This is a genomic window from Streptomyces sp. PA03-6a, assembly GCF_033792765.1.
Classification (GTDB): domain Bacteria; phylum Actinomycetota; class Actinomycetes; order Streptomycetales; family Streptomycetaceae; genus Actinacidiphila.
On record NZ_JARAVK010000218.1, the window covers coordinates 1 to 15,543 of the forward strand.

The 15,543-nt window shown below is 72.1% G+C and carries 14 protein-coding genes; 2 read left to right on the forward strand and 12 right to left on the reverse strand.

Annotated elements, in window-relative coordinates; genetic code table 11:
• Positions 1–17 precede the first annotated feature (17 nt).
• The 9 genes from PV350_RS35805 to PV350_RS35845 all read right to left on the reverse strand — a co-directional run bounded on the left by PV350_RS35805 (position 18) and on the right by PV350_RS35845 (position 11,366).
• The gene (locus PV350_RS35805) at positions 18–2,561 is read right to left on the reverse strand and encodes a DUF4118 domain-containing protein (protein ID WP_500337668.1); all 2,544 of its coding nucleotides are present in this window, start codon (positions 2,559–2,561) and stop codon (positions 18–20) included.
• Between the two features lie 150 nt (positions 2,562–2,711).
• Complete coding sequence (locus PV350_RS35810) at positions 2,712–4,232, reverse strand: GlnX family signal transduction membrane protein (protein ID WP_500337669.1); 1,521 nt, start codon at positions 4,230–4,232, stop codon at positions 2,712–2,714.
• Positions 4,233–4,614: 382 nt separating this feature from the next.
• Positions 4,615–5,244 (reverse strand): potassium-transporting ATPase subunit KdpC, encoded by a 630-nt coding sequence (gene kdpC / locus PV350_RS35815; RefSeq protein ID WP_499514513.1) that lies wholly within the window; start codon positions 5,242–5,244, stop codon positions 4,615–4,617.
• A 20-nt stretch (positions 5,245–5,264) separates the two neighbouring features.
• Positions 5,265–7,370, reverse strand: coding sequence for a potassium-transporting ATPase subunit KdpB (gene kdpB / locus PV350_RS35820; RefSeq protein WP_500337671.1), 2,106 nt, complete (start codon positions 7,368–7,370; stop codon positions 5,265–5,267).
• Positions 7,371–7,405: 35 nt separating this feature from the next.
• On the reverse strand, positions 7,406–9,067 hold the full coding sequence (kdpA, locus tag PV350_RS35825) for a potassium-transporting ATPase subunit KdpA (protein WP_499514511.1): 1,662 nt from the start codon (positions 9,065–9,067) through the stop codon (positions 7,406–7,408).
• 9 nt (positions 9,068–9,076) lie between these two features.
• Entirely contained in the window at positions 9,077–9,166 is a 90-nt protein-coding gene (gene kdpF, locus PV350_RS35830; RefSeq protein ID WP_499514510.1) for a K(+)-transporting ATPase subunit F, read from the reverse strand.
• Between the two features lie 298 nt (positions 9,167–9,464).
• The gene (locus PV350_RS35835; RefSeq protein ID WP_499514509.1) at positions 9,465–10,229 is read right to left on the reverse strand and encodes a DUF3710 domain-containing protein; all 765 of its coding nucleotides are present in this window, start codon (positions 10,227–10,229) and stop codon (positions 9,465–9,467) included.
• Between the two features lies 1 nt (position 10,230).
• On the reverse strand, positions 10,231–10,764 hold the full coding sequence (gene dut, locus PV350_RS35840; RefSeq protein ID WP_499514508.1) for a dUTP diphosphatase: 534 nt from the start codon (positions 10,762–10,764) through the stop codon (positions 10,231–10,233).
• Positions 10,761–11,366, reverse strand: coding sequence for a PaaI family thioesterase (locus PV350_RS35845; protein WP_500337672.1), 606 nt, complete (start codon positions 11,364–11,366; stop codon positions 10,761–10,763). The genes dut and PV350_RS35845 overlap by 4 nt, the downstream gene beginning before the upstream one ends.
• A 105-nt stretch (positions 11,367–11,471) precedes the next feature.
• On the opposite strand from PV350_RS35845, the gene PV350_RS35850 reads away from it, so the two are divergent.
• Positions 11,472–12,356 carry an SDR family oxidoreductase gene (locus PV350_RS35850; protein WP_500337674.1) on the forward strand — a complete coding sequence of 295 codons (885 nt, stop codon included), beginning with the start codon at positions 11,472–11,474 and terminating at the stop codon, positions 12,354–12,356.
• A gap of 26 nt (positions 12,357–12,382) precedes the next feature.
• On the forward strand, positions 12,383–12,832 hold the full coding sequence (locus tag PV350_RS35855) for a DUF3093 domain-containing protein (protein ID WP_499514505.1): 450 nt from the start codon (positions 12,383–12,385) through the stop codon (positions 12,830–12,832).
• Between the two features lie 42 nt (positions 12,833–12,874).
• Here the strand turns inward: PV350_RS35855 and PV350_RS35860 are convergent, their stop codons facing one another.
• The 3 genes from PV350_RS35860 to PV350_RS35870 all read right to left on the reverse strand — a co-directional run.
• A complete protein-coding gene (locus tag PV350_RS35860; RefSeq protein ID WP_499514504.1) occupies positions 12,875–13,621 on the reverse strand; it encodes a hypothetical protein in 747 nt (248 codons plus the stop codon).
• Positions 13,622–13,635: 14 nt separating this feature from the next.
• Complete coding sequence (locus tag PV350_RS35865; protein WP_018561848.1) at positions 13,636–13,935, reverse strand: DUF4193 domain-containing protein; 300 nt, start codon at positions 13,933–13,935, stop codon at positions 13,636–13,638.
• A 398-nt stretch (positions 13,936–14,333) separates the two neighbouring features.
• Positions 14,334–15,543: sensor histidine kinase (locus PV350_RS35870; RefSeq protein WP_500337675.1), on the reverse strand; the 1,210-nt coding region annotated here is incomplete at its 5' end.

Here is a 15,543-nt window from a genome sequence, read left to right on the forward strand (position 1 = left end):
GTGCGGTGCGGGCACGGTCAGGTCGTCGCCTCGGCCGGGAGGTCCGGGGCGGCGGGGGTGCTGCCGGGCGCGGCCGGGAGGGTGAGCACCATCGTCAGGCCGCCTCCCGGGGTGTCCTCGGGTTGGAGGGTGGCGCCCATGGCGTCGGCGAAGCCGCGGGCCACCGCGAGGCCGAGGCCCACGCCGTTGCCGCGGGGGGCGTCGCCGTACCGCTGGAACGGCTCGAAGATCCGTTCCTTGGCGACGTCGGGGACGCCGGGCCCGCGGTCGACGACGCGCAGGTCGACGTGGCCGCCCAGGGCGCTGGCGGCGACCAGCACCCGGGTGCCGGCGGGGCTGTACTTGACGGCGTTCTCGACGATGTTGGCGACGCTGCGCTCGAGGAGCCCCGGGTCGACGGAGACCATCGGCAGGGTCTCGGGGACGTCCAGGGTGACGCTGCCGTCGGGGACTCCGCGCAGGGCCTTGGGGACGACCTCGTCGAGGTCCACCTCGCGGATCAGCGGGGTGACCGTGCCGGTCTGCAGGCGCGACATGTCCAGGAGGTTGCCGACCAGGTTGTCGAGCCGGTCCGCGCCCTCCTCGATGGCCTCCAGGAGCTCGGCCTCGTCCTCCTCGGACCAGGCGACGTCGTCGGAGCGCAGCGAGCTGACGGCCGCCTTGATGGCGGCGAGCGGGGTGCGCAGGTCGTGCGAGACGGCGGCGAGCAGGGCGGTGCGGATGCGGTTGCCCTCGGCGAGCTTGTGGGCCCTGGCGGCCTCGTCCTCCAGCCGCTGCCGGTCAAGGACGCCGGCGGCCTGGGCCGCGAAGGCGGAGAGCACCCGGCGGTCGGAGGCGGGCAGCACCCGGCCGACCAGGGCCAGCGAGAGGTTGTCGCTGACCGGCACCTCCACGTCCGCGTCCTCGGGGCGCGGGCACTGCCGGCTGCCGACGCCGGCGGCGCAGGTCCACGCGTCGTGCTCGCTGGTCCGCTCCAGCAGCGACACGGCCTCCATGCCGAAGGTCTCCCGGACCCGTTCCAGCAGGGCGTCCAGGGAGTGCTCGCCGCGCAGCACGCTGCCGGCCAGGTACGACAGGATCTCGGCCTCGGACTGGAGTCTGGCGGCCTGGTGGGTGCGGCGCGCCGCCAGGTCCACCACGGAGGCCACCGCGATGCCGACCAGCACGAAGATCACGATGGCGATCAGGTTCTCGGGCTGGGCGATGGTGAAGGTGTGCAGGGGCGGGGCGAAGAAGTAGTTCAGCAGCAGGGAGCCGCCGACCGCCGAGACCAGCGCCGGGTAGAGGCCGCCGACGAGGGCCGCCGCGACCGTCAGGGTCATGAACAGCAGCATGTCGGTGGCGATGCCCAGGGCGGGGTGCAACTGGGTGAGCACCAGGCAGAGCAGCGCGGGGCCGAGCACACCGGTCAGCCAGCCGGCGATCACCCGGGAGCGGCCGAGCTGGGCGCCGCGGGCCACGGGCAGGCCCCGGCCCTTGGCGGCGTGCTCGTGGGTGACGATGTGCACGTCGAGGTCCGGCCCCGACTCGCGGGCCACGGTCGCGCCGACGCCCGGCCCGAAGACGTACTGCCACGCGGGCCGGCGGCTGGTGCCGAGCACGACCTGGGTGGCGTTGACCCCGCGGGCGAAGTCCAGCAGGGCGCCGGGGACGTCGTCGCCGACGACGTGGTGGAAGGAACCTCCGAGGTCCTCGACGAGGGTGCGCTGGACGGCGAGCTCCTTGGGCGAGCCGGCCGTCAGGCCGTCGCTGCGCGCGATGTGGACGGCGAGGATCTCCCCGCCGGAGCCCTTGGCGGCCATCCGGGCGGCGCGCCGGATCAGCGTCCGCCCCTCGGGGCCGCCGGTGAGGCCGACCACGATGCGCTCACGGGCCTGCCAGGTGGCGGAGATCCGGTGGTCGGTGCGGTACTGCCGCAGGTACTCGTCGACCCGGTCGGCCACCCACAGCAGGGCCAGCTCGCGCAGCGCGGTGAGGTTGCCGGGCCGGAAGTAGTTGGACAGGGCCGCATCGACCTTGTCGGAGGCGTAGATGTTGCCGTGCGCCATGCGGCGGCGCAGCGCCTGTGGCGACATGTCGACCAGCTCGATCTGGTCGGCGCGGCGGACCACCTCGTCGGGCACGGTCTCGCGCTGGCGCACCCCGGTGATCGACTCGACGACGTCGCCGAGCGACTCCAGGTGCTGGATGTTCACCGTCGATATGACGTTGATGCCGGCCTGGAGCAGTTCCTCGATGTCCTGCCAGCGCTTCTCGTTGCGGCTGCCCGGGATGTTGGTGTGCGCCATCTCGTCGACGAGGGCGACCTCGGGCCGGCGTGCGAGCACCGCGTCGACGTCCATCTCGGTGAAGACGGTGTCCCGGTACTCGATCTCCTTGCGCCGCACGACCTCCAGGCCGTGCAGCATGACCTCCGTGCGGGCGCGGTTGTGGTGCTCGACGAAGGCCACGACGACGTCGGTGCCGCGCTCCAGCCGCCGGTGGGCCTCGGAGAGCATGGCGTAGGTCTTGCCCACTCCCGGGGCCGCCCCCAGGTATATCCGCAAAGTCCCGCGTGCCATGGCTCCACGTTCCGCTTCGTGGCGTGCCCCTTCCGGGCGCGTCCGACGTTAGGAATCCTATGGTCCCAGCAGCGGACAAATCGGGCGTGGTGTTCCTGCGGGGAGCACGTTGACGCGTCCTTGACGCTCTCCTCGTGCCGCCGCCTGCGGTCAGCGGAACTCCGCGAGCCGCGCCCTCAGGCCGAGGACGACCAGGGCCGCCGCGGCCCCCAGGGCCCCGGCGAGGCCCAGGGGGACGGACAGCGCCCGGTCCGCGCCGTCCGCGGCGGCGCGCTCGTAGGCGGCGGAGTTGATGGCGATGACCTTGCCGAGCGCCTGGTCGAACGCCGCGAAGTCGTGGTTCGACTCCCCGGGTCCGTAGCCGGTGCCGTACGCGACGGCGGCGGGAAGCCGGCCGGCCTCGGCCAGGGCCCGGATCCTGCGGTCGTCGCGCTCGTACGCCTGGTAGCGGAGCAGGGCCCGCTCGGCGGCGGCGCGCTCACCGGGGAAGGTGATGTTGCGGAACTCGTCACCGAGGAAGCCGGTGAAGCGCAGGTCCGCGGGATCCGCGCGGTAGGCGTCGAGGGCCCGGTCGAGGGCGGGGTCGTAGTCGTCGACGGAGGCGACGCCCGGCAGCCGCGCCAGCCTCTGGCTCTTGTCGAGGAAGTCCGCCTCGTGCCCGGCGGCGTGCGCCCGGTCCAGGAGGTAGCGCGACTCGTCGGCGTTGGCGTCGTAGGCGACCGCGCGGGCGCGGGTGAGCGCGAGGACGGAGTCGAAGGCGTCCCTGCGGGCCACCGTCAGGTCGTCCCGCTGGGCGCCGAGGCCCACCGTGCCGGCGGCCGTCGCGGCGAGCGCGATCAGCGTGGCGGCAGCGAGGGCGGGGTTGGCCACGCGCCGGAAGCGGCTCGCGAGGAAGAGCTGCAGCACCACGAGGACGGCGAGCAGGAGGAGGCCGGTGCACACGACGGCCGTGCGCACGGCGCCCGCCCTGTCGTACGCGCGGCCGTAGGCGCGCTCGAAGGAGGCGTCGTTGACCGTCACCAGGGCGTCGGCCTCAGGGAGCAGCCGGGTGCGCATCAGGTCGGACGCGGAGCGGTAGGCGTCGACGGCGCCCCGGTCGGAGCGTTCGCCGAGCAGCAGCGCCCGGGCGGCCCGTTCCTCGTAGCGGCCGAAGTCGCGGATGGCGGCGGCGACCTCCCGCTCGGCGTCGGGGTCGCCCGCTGCGGCCTCCGCGAGGTCGCGGAGGTATCCGGCGGCTTCGGAGCGGCGCTGCCCGTAGATCCGCGCGGCGTCCCCGCCGCCGGGGGTCAGGAGCTGGTTGGCGACCTGGGCGTCCATGTCGCTGAGCGCGAAGTACAGGCCCGCGGCGCTGGTGACCTGGGGCGCGGAGTGCGTGCGGATCGCCGACCAGGAGTCGTCCGCCGACGCACCGCCCGCCAGGAGCACCGCCGCCAGGGCGCCGCACGCCGCGAGGGCCGTCGTCCGCAACAGCCGTAACCGCGCGGGTACGGTGCCGGGACGGCCGCGCAGCCACGCCGTCAACGTGCGACGCGGCCGGCCCGGCCACCCCCCACGGAGGGGAGACCTGCGCGGAACACGGTGCCGTCTCCCTGACCCGGAATCCCCACCGCCGTCCGGATCCGGACCAGGTGGCACCTGCCGCCGCTCCTCAGCGGTAACGGTGTGCGCCATTCCGCAGCCCCCTCCGCACCGCCGAGCGGCCTCCGCCGGCCTCCCCTCCGTGCTTCCACTCTCTCCCCGCCGGCCACGTCCCGGGCCCCGCGTTGTCGGCCCCCTGACGGCGGACCCCCGGCGCTTGACGCCTTCCTGACGCGACCCGCCCCACGGCCCCACGACGGCGGGCGCTCACGGCCGGGCGCGGCGGTGCTTCAGGCGTGAGGCCGGGGACGCCGACCGTCGTGACGGTCGGCGCCGGGTAGCCGGCCGTGGCGGGTCGTGGCGGCCGGGAACCGCCACCACGGGCCGGGCAACCCTCGGCGCAGCGGTGCGTCCCCGCGCGCGCCGAAGCCCACCCGGCGGGCGTGACGCCGGGTGGGTGGGGGGCGGCGGTGGGTCAGCCGGCCAGCTTCTCCAGCGCGATGTTGAGCTCCAGGACGTTGACGGTCGGCTGGCCGAGGATGCCGAACTGCCGTCCGTCCGTGTGCTCCTTGACCAGCCGGGCGACCTCGGTGGTGCTCAGCCCGTTGGCCTTGGCGACGCGCGCGGTCTGGATGTCCGCGTACGCCGGGGAGATGTCCGGGTCGAGGCCGGAGCCGGACGCCTGGACCGCGTCCGCGGGGACCTTGGACTCCGGGACGCCGTTGAAGGCGGCGACCTCCTGCTTGCGCTCCTTCACCAGGTCGGTGAGGGCCTTGCTGGTGACCGCGAGGTTGGACGCGCTGGTGTAGGTCGGGTCGTACGGCCCGGCGCCGGCGCCCGCGTCGGCCGCCGAGGGGCGCGGCTGGAACCACTTGGGGTCCGGGGCGAAGTCCTTGCCCGTGGTGAAGTTCTGGCCGATCAGCGTGGAGCCGACGACCTTGCCGCCCACCTTCACCTCGGAGCCGTTGGCCTGGTCGTGGAAGGCCGCCTGGCCCACCCCCCACACCGCGACGGGGTAGACGACGCCGAGGACGACGGTCAGCACCAGCAGCGCGCGCAGGGCGCTCCAGAGCAGCCGGGCGGAGTTGCGTACGGAAGTGTTCATGGTTCTCTGCACGCCTCGCGTCAGTGGATTCCGGGGATCAGGGAGATGAGCATGTCGATCAGCTTGATGCCGATGAACGGGGCGACCAGGCCGCCGAGTCCGTAGATCCCGAGGTTCCGGCGGAGCATCCGGTCGGCGCTGGTGGGCCGGTAGCGCACGCCGCGCAGGGCGAGCGGCACCAGGGCGATGATGATCAGCGCGTTGAAGATGACCGCGGACAGGATCGCGGACTGCGGCGAGGACAGCTGCATGATGTTGAGCTTGTCCAGGCCCGGGTAGACGATCGCGAACATCGCGGGGATGATCGCGAAGTACTTCGCCACGTCATTGGCGATGGAGAAGGTGGTCAGCGCGCCGCGGGTGATGAGCAGCTGCTTGCCGATCTCCACGATCTCGATCAGCTTGGTGGGGTTGGAGTCCAGGTCCACCATGTTCCCGGCCTCCTTGGCGGCCGAGGTGCCGGTGTTCATGGCCACGCCCACGTCGGCCTGGGCCAGCGCCGGGGCGTCGTTGGTGCCGTCACCGGTCATCGCGACGAGCTTGCCGCCCGCCTGCTCCCGCTTGATCAGCGCCATCTTGTCCTCGGGCGTCGCCTCGGCCAGGAAGTCGTCGACCCCCGCCTCGTCCGCGATCGCCTTGGCCGTCAGCGGGTTGTCACCGGTGATCATCACCGTGCGGATGCCCATCCGCCGCAGCTCGTCGAACCGCTCCCGCATGCCCTCCTTGACCACGTCCTTCAGGTGGATGACGCCCAGCACACGGGCCGCACCGTCCTCCTTGACCGCGACCAGCAACGGGGTGCCGCCGGCGGCGGAGATGGTGTCGACGGTGCGCTGCGCGTCGGGGGCGACGGTGCCGCCGTTCCCGCTGACCCAGGCGGCGATCGCGCCGGCCGCGCCCTTGCGGATCTGGCGGCCGTCGACGTCGACGCCGGACATGCGGGTCTGCGCGGTGAAGGGCACGAACTCGGCGTGCCCGAGCTCGCCCTCGTTTCGCTCGCGCAGGCCGTACTTCTCCTTCGCCAGGACGACGACGGAACGGCCCTCGGGCGTCTCGTCGGCCAGCGAAGACAACTGCGCGGCGTCGGCGAGCCCGGCCTCGTCCGCGCCCGCCACGGGCACGAACTCCGCGGCCTGGCGGTTGCCGAGGGTGATGGTCCCGGTCTTGTCGAGCAGCAGGGTGGAGACGTCGCCGGCGGCCTCGACGGCCCGGCCGGACATGGCGAGCACGTTGCGCTGCACCAGGCGGTCCATGCCGGCGATGCCGATCGCCGACAGCAGGGCGCCGATCGTCGTCGGGATGAGGCAGACCAGCAGCGCGACCAGGACGATCATCGACTGCTCGGCGCCCGCGTAGATCGCGAACGGCTGCAGGGTGACGACCGCGAGCAGGAAGACGATGGTCAGCGAGGCCAGCAGGATGTTCAGCGCGATCTCGTTGGGCGTCTTCTGCCGGGCCGCGCCCTCCACCAGGGCGATCATCCGGTCGATGAAGGTCTCACCGGGCTTGGTCGTGATGCGGACGACGATCCGGTCCGACAGCACCTTGGTGCCGCCCGTGACCGCGCTGCGGTCACCGCCGGACTCCCTGATGACCGGGGCCGACTCACCGGTGATCGCCGACTCGTCGACCGACGCGACGCCCTCCACGACGTCACCGTCACCCGGGATCACGTCGCCCGCCTCGCAGACCACCAGGTCGCCGACGCGCAGTTCCGTCCCCGGCACGCGCTCCTCGGCGCCGTCCGTGAGACGGCGGGCGACGGTGTCGGTCTTGGCCCGGCGCAGCGTGTCGGCCTGGGCCTTGCCGCGGCCCTCGGCGACGGCCTCCGCGAGGTTGGCGAAGATCACCGTGAGCCAGAGCCATGCGGTGATCGCCCAGCCGAACCAGTCGGCCGGGGAGAGCAGCGCCAGCACGGTGGTGAGCACCGAGCCGATCAGGACCACGAACATGACGGGCGACTTGATCATCACCCGGGGGTCGAGCTTGCGCAGGGCGTCCGGGAGGGACCGCAGCAGCTGGGCCGGGTCGAAGAGCCCGCCCGAGACACGGGCGCCGGGCCCCGCGTCCGGGGCGTGCGGTGCCAGTCCTCCCTCGGGCGCGTGTATGGGCGTGTCGGTGGACATGGTTTCCTCTGCGGGGGTGGGGGTGGTCGCGCGGCTCATGACAGGCCTTCCGCGAGCGGGCCGAGGGCGAGCGCCGGGAAGTAGGTCAGTGCGGTGATGATCAGGATCGCGCCGACGAGCAGGCTCGCGAAGAGCGGCTTCTCGGTGCGCAGGGTGCCCGCGGTGGCGGGCACCGGCGTCTGCCGGGCGAGCGAGCCGGCCAGGGCCAGGACGAAGACCATCGGCACGAAGCGCCCGAGGAGCATCGCGAGGCCGAGCGTGGTGTTGTACCACTGCGTGTTGGCGCTCAGGCCGGCGAAGGCGGAGCCGTTGTTGTTGCCGGCGGAGGTGTAGGCGTACAGGACCTCGGAGAAGCCGTGCGGCCCGCTGTTGAGCATGGAGTGCGGCGGGGTCGGCAGGGCCATCGCCAGGGCGGTGAAGACCAGTACGACGGTCGGGGTGACCAGGATGTAGAGGGCGGCGAGCTTGATCTCGCGGGTGCCGATCTTCTTGCCCAGGTACTCCGGGGTGCGGCCGACCATCAGGCCGGCGATGAACACCGCGATGATCGCCATGATCAGGATGCCGTAGAGGCCGGAGCCGGTACCGCCCGGGGCGATCTCGCCCAGCATCATCCCGAGCAGGGTGATGCCTCCGCCGAGGCCGGTGAAGGAGGAGTGGAAGGAGTCCACCGCGCCGGTCGACGTCAAGGTGGTGCTCACCGCGAACAGCGACGAGGCGCCGACGCCGAAGCGCTGTTCCTTGCCCTCCATGGCGGCGCCCGCGATCTGGTTCGCCGAGCCGGGGTGCGCGAACTCGACCCAGGTCATCAGCGTGACGAAGCCGATCCAGATCAGGCCCATCGCGGCGAGGATCGCGTAGCCCTGCCTGATGTTGCCGACCAGCTTCCCGAAGGTGCGGGTCAGCGAGAGCGGGATCACCAGCATCAGGAAGATCTCGAAGAGGTTGGTGAACGCGTCCGGGTTCTCGAAGGGGTGGGCGGAGTTGACGTTGTAGAAGCCGCCGCCGTTGGTGCCGAGCTCCTTGATGGCCTCCTGGGAGGCCACCGCGCCACCGGTCAGCGTCTGGTGGCCGCCGGCGAGGGTGGTGATCTCGTGCCAGCCGGCGAAGTTCTGGATTGCCCCGAAGCCCACCAGCACGATCGCGGCGACGAACGCCACGGGCAGCAGGATGCGGACGGTGCCGCGGACCATGTCGGTCCAGAAGTTGCCGAGCTCGCCGGTGCGGGAGCGCACGAAGCCGCGGACCAGCGCCACGGCCACGGCCATGCCGACCGCCGCCGAGACGAAGTTCTGCACGGCCAGGCCCGCGGTCTGGGCGGCGTGGCCCATGGCGTTCTCACCCATGTACGACTGCCAGTTCGTGTTGGTCACGAACGAGGCCGCGGTGTTGAACGCCTGGTCGGGCGTGATGGCGGCGAAGCCGAGCGACAGCGGGAGGTGGTCCTGGAGCCGCAGGAACAGGTACAGGAACAGCACGCCCACGAAGGAGAAGGCCAGCACCGCCCTGAGGTAGGCGGGCCAGCGCATCTCGGCGTCCGGGTCGGCGCCGAAGCAGCGGTAGATCAGCCGCTCCACCCGCAGGTGGCGGTCGGAGCTGTAGACGGCGGCCATGTAGTCGCCGAAGGGGCGGTACACCAGGGCCAGCGCCACGATGAGGGCGGTGACCTGGAGCACGTCAGCGGTGATGGGGCCCATGTCCGGAACTCAGAACCTCTCGGGTCGGACGAGCGCCAGGATCAGGTAGCCCAGCAGGGCGACGGCGACGACGAGTCCGACGACGTTCTCGGCGCTCACAGCTTCGCCACCCCCTTGGCGATGAGGGCCACCAGCGCGAAGACCGCGATCGTGGTGACCACGAAGGCCAGGTCGGCCATCGTGTGCTCCTAGCTTCGGATCGAACGTTTACCAGGCCAGGAAACCTCCGTCCCCGCCGTACGAGGACCTCGTTGACGGCTTCCATACGGGCCCTCACGGCGCCTTGACGGACCTTTGACGTTCACCCCGATGGCCTGCGAAAACGCCCGTGGGCCGACCTGTTCTCACAGGTCGGCCCACGGGCGTTTTGCGTGGCCGGGGCACTGGGCCCCGGGGTTCAGTGCACCTCGGTGATCTCCGGTCCGCGACGCATCGGGTCGATGCCGTCGGAGAAGCGACCGGCCTCTTCCTGGGCGATGCCCTCGGGCACCATCTGGGCGTCGTTGGGCAGCTTCAGCACGATCGGGTCGCGCGGCGCCATCGGCGACTCGCCGCGGACGACGACCGTGTCGCGGAAGATCTGCTCCAGCAGGCCGGCGGTCTCGGGCTGGACGGCGCCCTGCCCGGAGATGACGCCCCGCAGGAACCAGCGCGGGCCGTCACAGCCGACGAAGCGCACGACCTGGACGCCGTTGGCGCCGTTGGGCAGCTGCACCGGGACCTGGGCGCGCAGCTCCCAGCCCAGCGGACCCTCGACCTCGTCGACGATGCCGCCCTGCTTGGTGATGCCGGACGCGATCTCGTCGCGGACCTCGCCCCAGATGCCCTCCGACTTGGGGGCGGCGAAGCCCTGCAGCTGGACGGCGCTCTCCCGGAGCACCACGGTCGCGGCGACGATGGACTCCCCGGCCACCTCGACGCGCAGCTCCATGCCCTGCACACCGGGCACGAACAGCCCGCCCAGGTCGACCCGGCCCTCGGCCGGGTCCCTGACCTCGCTCACGTCCCACGGGCCGTCCGGCCTGGGGGCGGGCGGAAGGTTGTACCGACGGGACTCCATGGAGTCGTCCGACTCCTCGGCGTCTTCGGCCAGCTCGTCAGGGCCCTCGGCCTCGAGCTCGTCGAGGGCGTCTCCGCGCTCCTTGCGACGACGACGGAACACGTCACTGTCCTTCCCGGTCAGCGATGACCGATGCGTATCCATTGCCGGACGGACCGACCGGCGAGCCATCCACCGCGGCATGACCCCCCGTGGAGCCGAAGCCCCCTGCCGCCCGTTCCGAGCCGGGCAGCTCCGCCACCTCGTGGAAGCGGACCCGCTCGACCTGCTGGACGACCAGTTGGGCGATCCGGTCCCCTGCTGCGAACCGTACGCTCTCGCGCGGGTCCAGGTTGACCACGATCACCTTGATCTCCCCACGGTACCCGGCATCAACCGTTCCCGGGGCATTCACGAGCGCCACTCCGCACCTCGCGGCCAGGCCCGAGCGCGGGTGCACGAAGGCGGCATAACCGTACGGCAACGCGATCGACACCCCCGTGGGCAGCACGGCACGCTCACCGGGGGCCAGTTCGGCTGCCTCGGTGGTGACGAGGTCGGCCCCGGCGTCGCCCGGGTGCCCGTACGAAGGAATCGGGACGTCCTCGTGCAAACGGTGGATGAGGACGTCGACCGGGGGGCGACCGCCGCCGGTCACGGGTTCACCTCGAAGGCGCGCGCGACCTTGACCTGGTCGGGGTCGGACATCGCGGCCCGGATCTCCTCGGGGCGGCCGTTGTCGGTGAAGTGCTCCAGCTTGACCTCGATGAACAGCGCGTCCGCACGGACGGCGACCGGGCCGTCGGGGCCGCCGATGCGGCCGACCGCGGTGGAGTAGATCTTGCGCCCGGCCACTGCGGTGCAGCGGGCCTCCAGGTGGAGGGTGGCACCGACCGGCACGGGCTGCACGAAGTCGGTCTCCAGGCGGCCGGTCACGGCGATGGTCCGCAGCAGCCAGGCCAGCGAGCCGAGCGTCTCGTCGAGAGCCGTGGCCAGCACACCGCCGTGCGCCAGGCCCGGGGCGCCCTGGTGGGCGGGCTGGACCGTGAACTCCGCGGTCACGCTGACGCCCTCACCGGCCGTGGCCTCCAGGTGCAGGCCGTGCGGCTGCGCTCCGCCACAGCCGAAGCAGTGGTCGTAGTGCGCGCCCAGCGGTTCGCCGGGAGCGGGGGCGTCGGGGTGCCGCTCGGGCGCGACGGCGTCGCTCGGCGGTGTCAGGCCCGGGCGGTCCGGGCCGGCGTCGGTCGTAGCTCCACTCACGCGGGAGACCCTACCCTCCTGCGGGATCCATTCCCGCCGCCCGGCCGTTGTCCTTGCGGCCCCGCGGCCCGCCCATCACCGGAGCACCCTCCCTTGGAGCACCACATGACCCCCAGGTCCGTCGTCGTCACAGGAGCCGGGTGCGGGATCGGCCTCGCCACCACCCTGGAACTCGCCCACGCCGGTTTCGAGGTCATCGGGACGGTACGGAGCGAGGAGAAGGGCGAGGCGCTGCGGGAAGCGGTGGAGCGCACCGGCGCGTCGGTGCGCACCGTGCTGCTGGATGTCACGGACGCCACGTCCTCCGTCCGGGCGTTCACCGAGATCGCCACGATGACGGACGGCGGCCCGTGGGCGGTGGTGAACAACGCCGGGATCGCCCAGCCCGGTGCGATCGAGGACGTCGACGACGAGCAGGTCCGGCAGCAACTGGAGACCAACCTGGTGGCACCGGCGCGCATCGCCCGCCTGGTGCTGCCCACGATGCGGGCCCGGCGCGCGGGGCGGATCGTCAACATCTCGTCGATCTCCGGGCGGGTCTCGATGCCGCTGCTCGGCTGGTACTGCGCCAGCAAGCAGGGCCTGGAGGCGGTGACGGACGCGCTGCGGATGGAGGCCGCCCCGTTCGGGGTCAAGGTCGTGCTGGTGGAGCCCGGCTCGTACGGCACGGACATCTGGCAGCGCGGCGCGAGCCGGCTCCCGCAGCGCCGCAACTCCGCCTACCGGCACCAGTACGAGGCCGCGGAGGAGATGATCAAGCGGGAGCTGCCCTCGCCGCGCCCGGTGGCGCGCACGGTCCTCAGGGCGCTCACGGCACCGCGGCCGCTCCCCCGCTACCTGGTGGGCACCGACGCCCGGTCCTCCGCCGTCCTGGACGCCGCCCTGCCGACCGCCGCGACCGACTGGGCCAAGCAGGTCGCCACGGGGCTGCGGCGTCCCCCGCGCGCGGCGCACGCGCTGACGAGGCTGCGGTCCCGGGGCGGGCGCTGAGGACACGGCATGACAAGCTTGGTGTCATGACCGTCATGAGCTATGAGGAGCGGCTGACCGCGCCGCGTTCGTGGTGGGGCCTCGCCGTCGGCGCGGGCGTCTCACTGGCGCTGATCCTGCTGCCCCTGGGGCCCCTGGCGCTGCTCGGCGGGCTGGTGGGCGGTACGGCCGCCGGAGCGGCCCTGGTCAGCGCGTACGGCTCGCCGCGGCTGCGGGTGGTCGCCGGTTCGCTGGTGGCCGGGGACGCGAGGATCCCCGTGACGGCGCTCGGCGAGGCCACGGTGCTGGACCGGGACGAGGCCGTGGCCTGGCGGTCGTACAAGGCCGATCCGCGCGCCTTCATGCTGCTGCGCGCGTACGTGCCGACCGCGCTCAAGGTCGAGGTCACCGACCCGGACGACCCGACGCCCTACCTCTACCTGTCGACCCGCTCGCCCGAGCGCCTCGCCGCGGCCCTGCGGGACGTGCGCGTCTGAGCACATCGGCGCCCCGGCTCGGGGTGCCCGGTGCCGGGTGGCTCAGCCACCGGGCCCGAGCGCGGGCGGGGGCTCCTCCTCTGCGGACAGCAGGCCCCAGGGCACCTGGCGGACGCGCAGGTCCTTGCGGATCTGCTCCGCGAGCTTCTTGGTGTCGCGCCGGTTCATCACGGCACCGACGGCCGCGCCGACCATGAACGGGGTCAGCGTCGGCAGGTTGCGCATGGTGCGCTTCATCAGTTGCTGGCGCAGCTCGCGCTTCATCCTGCCGCCGAGCGCGATGTTCAGCGTGGACGGCTTGGAGAAGTCGATCCCGCGCCGCTCCGTCCACTCGGCGAGGTACATCGCCGACCGCTGACGCAGCGTGCCCGGGGCGCGCAGCCCGTAGACCTCGTGCAGCTCGGCGATGAGCTTGTACTCGACCAGGGCGACGCCGAGGGTCTCCGAGGCCAGCTCCGCCGGCATGGCCGGCGGGGTGGGCAGCATGGCGGCGGCGCCGATGCCGGCGCCGACCGTCGCCGTGCCCATCGTGGCGGCGTTCACCAGCTTGTCGGCCAGCTCCTCGGGCCCGAGCCCGGGGAACTGGCGGCGAAGCGTCTCCAGGTCCCTCACGGGGACCCTCGGGGCCGTCTCGACGAGCCCGTCGACGAAGGTGTTCAGCGCCGCCTTGGCGCGTGCCCGTGCCCGTGCGGCACGGCCGGGGGGACGGAACGGGACGAGCTCGCCCGCCGGCCCCTCCGTTGCGCCCGCGAGCGAGGCCTCATGGCCCCGCTCGTCGTCGCTCGCCACGGTCCGGCTCTCCGTCAGGCCGCGCAGTCGCGGCAGATCGGGTTGCCGTTCTTCTCCGTCGCCAGCTGGCTGCGGTGGTGCACGAGGAAGCAGCTCATGCAGGTGAACTCGTCCGCCTGCCGGGGCAGCACCCGGACCGACAGCTCCTCATTGGAGAGGTCGGCTCCGGGCAGCTCGAGGGACTCGGCCTGGTCGAACTCGTCGACGTCGACCGTCGAGGTCGACTTGTCGTTCCGCCTGGCCTTGAGTTCCTCGATGCTGTCCTCGTTGACGTCATCGTCGGTCTTGCGTGGGGTGTCGTAATCAGTAGCCATGTATCGCTCTCCCCCTCTGGGTGTCTGCGGTGTCTCCAGCGCACGTAACGCACGGGAGGCCGGTCTTGTGCCCGGCCCGAAGCGGAGATTTTGCCTTACATCAAGTGCCGTTACTCAATCGACACCCAAACGCACCCCCGAAGAGGTGATCGCATCCGCTGCCGGTCATGACCGGAAACGGCCCGCTTGTCGCACCTTGCTCGCGCCTCCACGTGTACTTCCCGTGATCATGACCTGCGGAAACATGGATTTTTCCGGTCTTTTCCCGGAGGTCGCAATCACGGAGAGTACCCGCGGCCGGAATCGTATGTGTGATCGCTCACAGCATGCTCCCGAGGCGCGCAGACCGCAAAATTCAGCGCAAAGCGAACACGCCTCCGGGGGTGTCGTGTGACGGGTCACACGGGGACGACAACCCGCATGACCAGGCCACCTCCCTCGCGCGGGACCGCGCTGATCGTGCCGCCGTGGGCCCGGGCGACGGACTTGGCGATGGAGAGCCCGAGACCGACGCCCTTGTCACTGCCCGTGCGCTCGTTGCCCAGCCGGCGGAAGGGTTCGAACAGATTGTCGATCTCGTACGCGGGAACGACGGGCCCGGTGTTGACGACCGTCAGGACCGCGGAGCCCGCCTCGACGCCCGTGGTGACCTCCACCCAGCCCTGGTCCGCGACGTTGTACCGGACGGCGTTCTGCACCAGGTTCAGCGCGATGCGCTCCAGCAGCACCCCGTTGCCCTGGACGACCGCCTCGCCCAGCGCGGCACGCAACTCCACGCCCTTGGCGTCGGCCTCGCTGCGGGTCTGCTCCAGCGCCTGGGTGGCCGCCTCGGCGAGGTCCACCGGCTTGCGGTCGACGATCTCGTTGTCGCTGCGGGCGAGCAGCAGCAGGCCCTCCACCAGCTGCTCGCTGCGCGTGTTGGTGACGAGCAGGTTCTTCCCCAGCTGTGCCATGTCCGGGGAGGCGTTGGGGTCGGCGAGCTGGACCTCCAGCAGCGTGCGGGTGATCGCCAGCGGCGTTCTCAGCTCGTGGGAGGCGTTGGCGACGAAGCGCCGCTGGGCGTCGAAGGACCGCTCCAGGCGCTCCAGCATGTCGTCGAAGGTGTCCGCCAGCTCCTTGAGCTCGTCGTCCGGGCCGGTCAGGTGGATCCGCTGGGTCAGGTCGGAGCTCACCACGCCGCGCGCGGTGCGGGTGATCCGGCCGAGCGGCGCCAGCACCCGGCCGGCCAGCAGGTAGCCGAAGGCGAAGGCGAGCACGGCGAGACCGACGAGCGCGAACAGCGAGCGCTTGAGCAGGACGTTCAGAGCGGTCTCGCGCTGCACGGCCAGGCAGTGGACGTAGGCCTTGTTGAAGGCGTCGGGGTTGGTCGGGCCGGTGGGCAGCTCGGGACACAGCCCGGTGAGCGACAGCCGGCCGGCCTCGACGTGGAACTGCGCCTCGGTGCCCTGGCGGATGGCCTGGGCCGCCAGCAGGTAGATGATCCACAGCAGTATCACCCCGGCGATCAGGAACATGCCGCCGTAGAGCAGGGTGAGCCTTATCCGGATCGTGGGGCGCAGCAGCGGCATGGGGCGGGCGGCCGGCTTCGGGTCCCAGGTGGGCTTGGGG

What these genes read in the sequence shown, in the direction of transcription:
- PV350_RS35855 (WP_499514505.1), top strand. Translation starts at nt 12,383, where the DNA reads ATGACCGTCATGAGCTATGAGGAGCGGCTGACCGCGCCGCGTTCGTGG.
- kdpA (WP_499514511.1), bottom strand. Translation starts at nt 9,067, where the DNA reads ATGGGCCCCATCACCGCTGACGTGCTCCAGGTCACCGCCCTCATCGTG.
- PV350_RS35865 (WP_018561848.1), bottom strand. Translation starts at nt 13,935, where the DNA reads ATGGCTACTGATTACGACACCCCACGCAAGACCGACGATGACGTCAAC.
- PV350_RS35805 (WP_500337668.1), bottom strand. Translation starts at nt 2,561, where the DNA reads ATGGCACGCGGGACTTTGCGGATATACCTGGGGGCGGCCCCGGGAGTG.
- PV350_RS35850 (WP_500337674.1), top strand. Translation starts at nt 11,472, where the DNA reads ATGACCCCCAGGTCCGTCGTCGTCACAGGAGCCGGGTGCGGGATCGGC.
- kdpB (WP_500337671.1), bottom strand. Translation starts at nt 7,370, where the DNA reads ATGTCCACCGACACGCCCATACACGCGCCCGAGGGAGGACTGGCACCG.
- kdpC (WP_499514513.1), bottom strand. Translation starts at nt 5,244, where the DNA reads ATGAACACTTCCGTACGCAACTCCGCCCGGCTGCTCTGGAGCGCCCTG.
- PV350_RS35810 (WP_500337669.1), bottom strand. Translation starts at nt 4,232, where the DNA reads ATGGCGCACACCGTTACCGCTGAGGAGCGGCGGCAGGTGCCACCTGGT.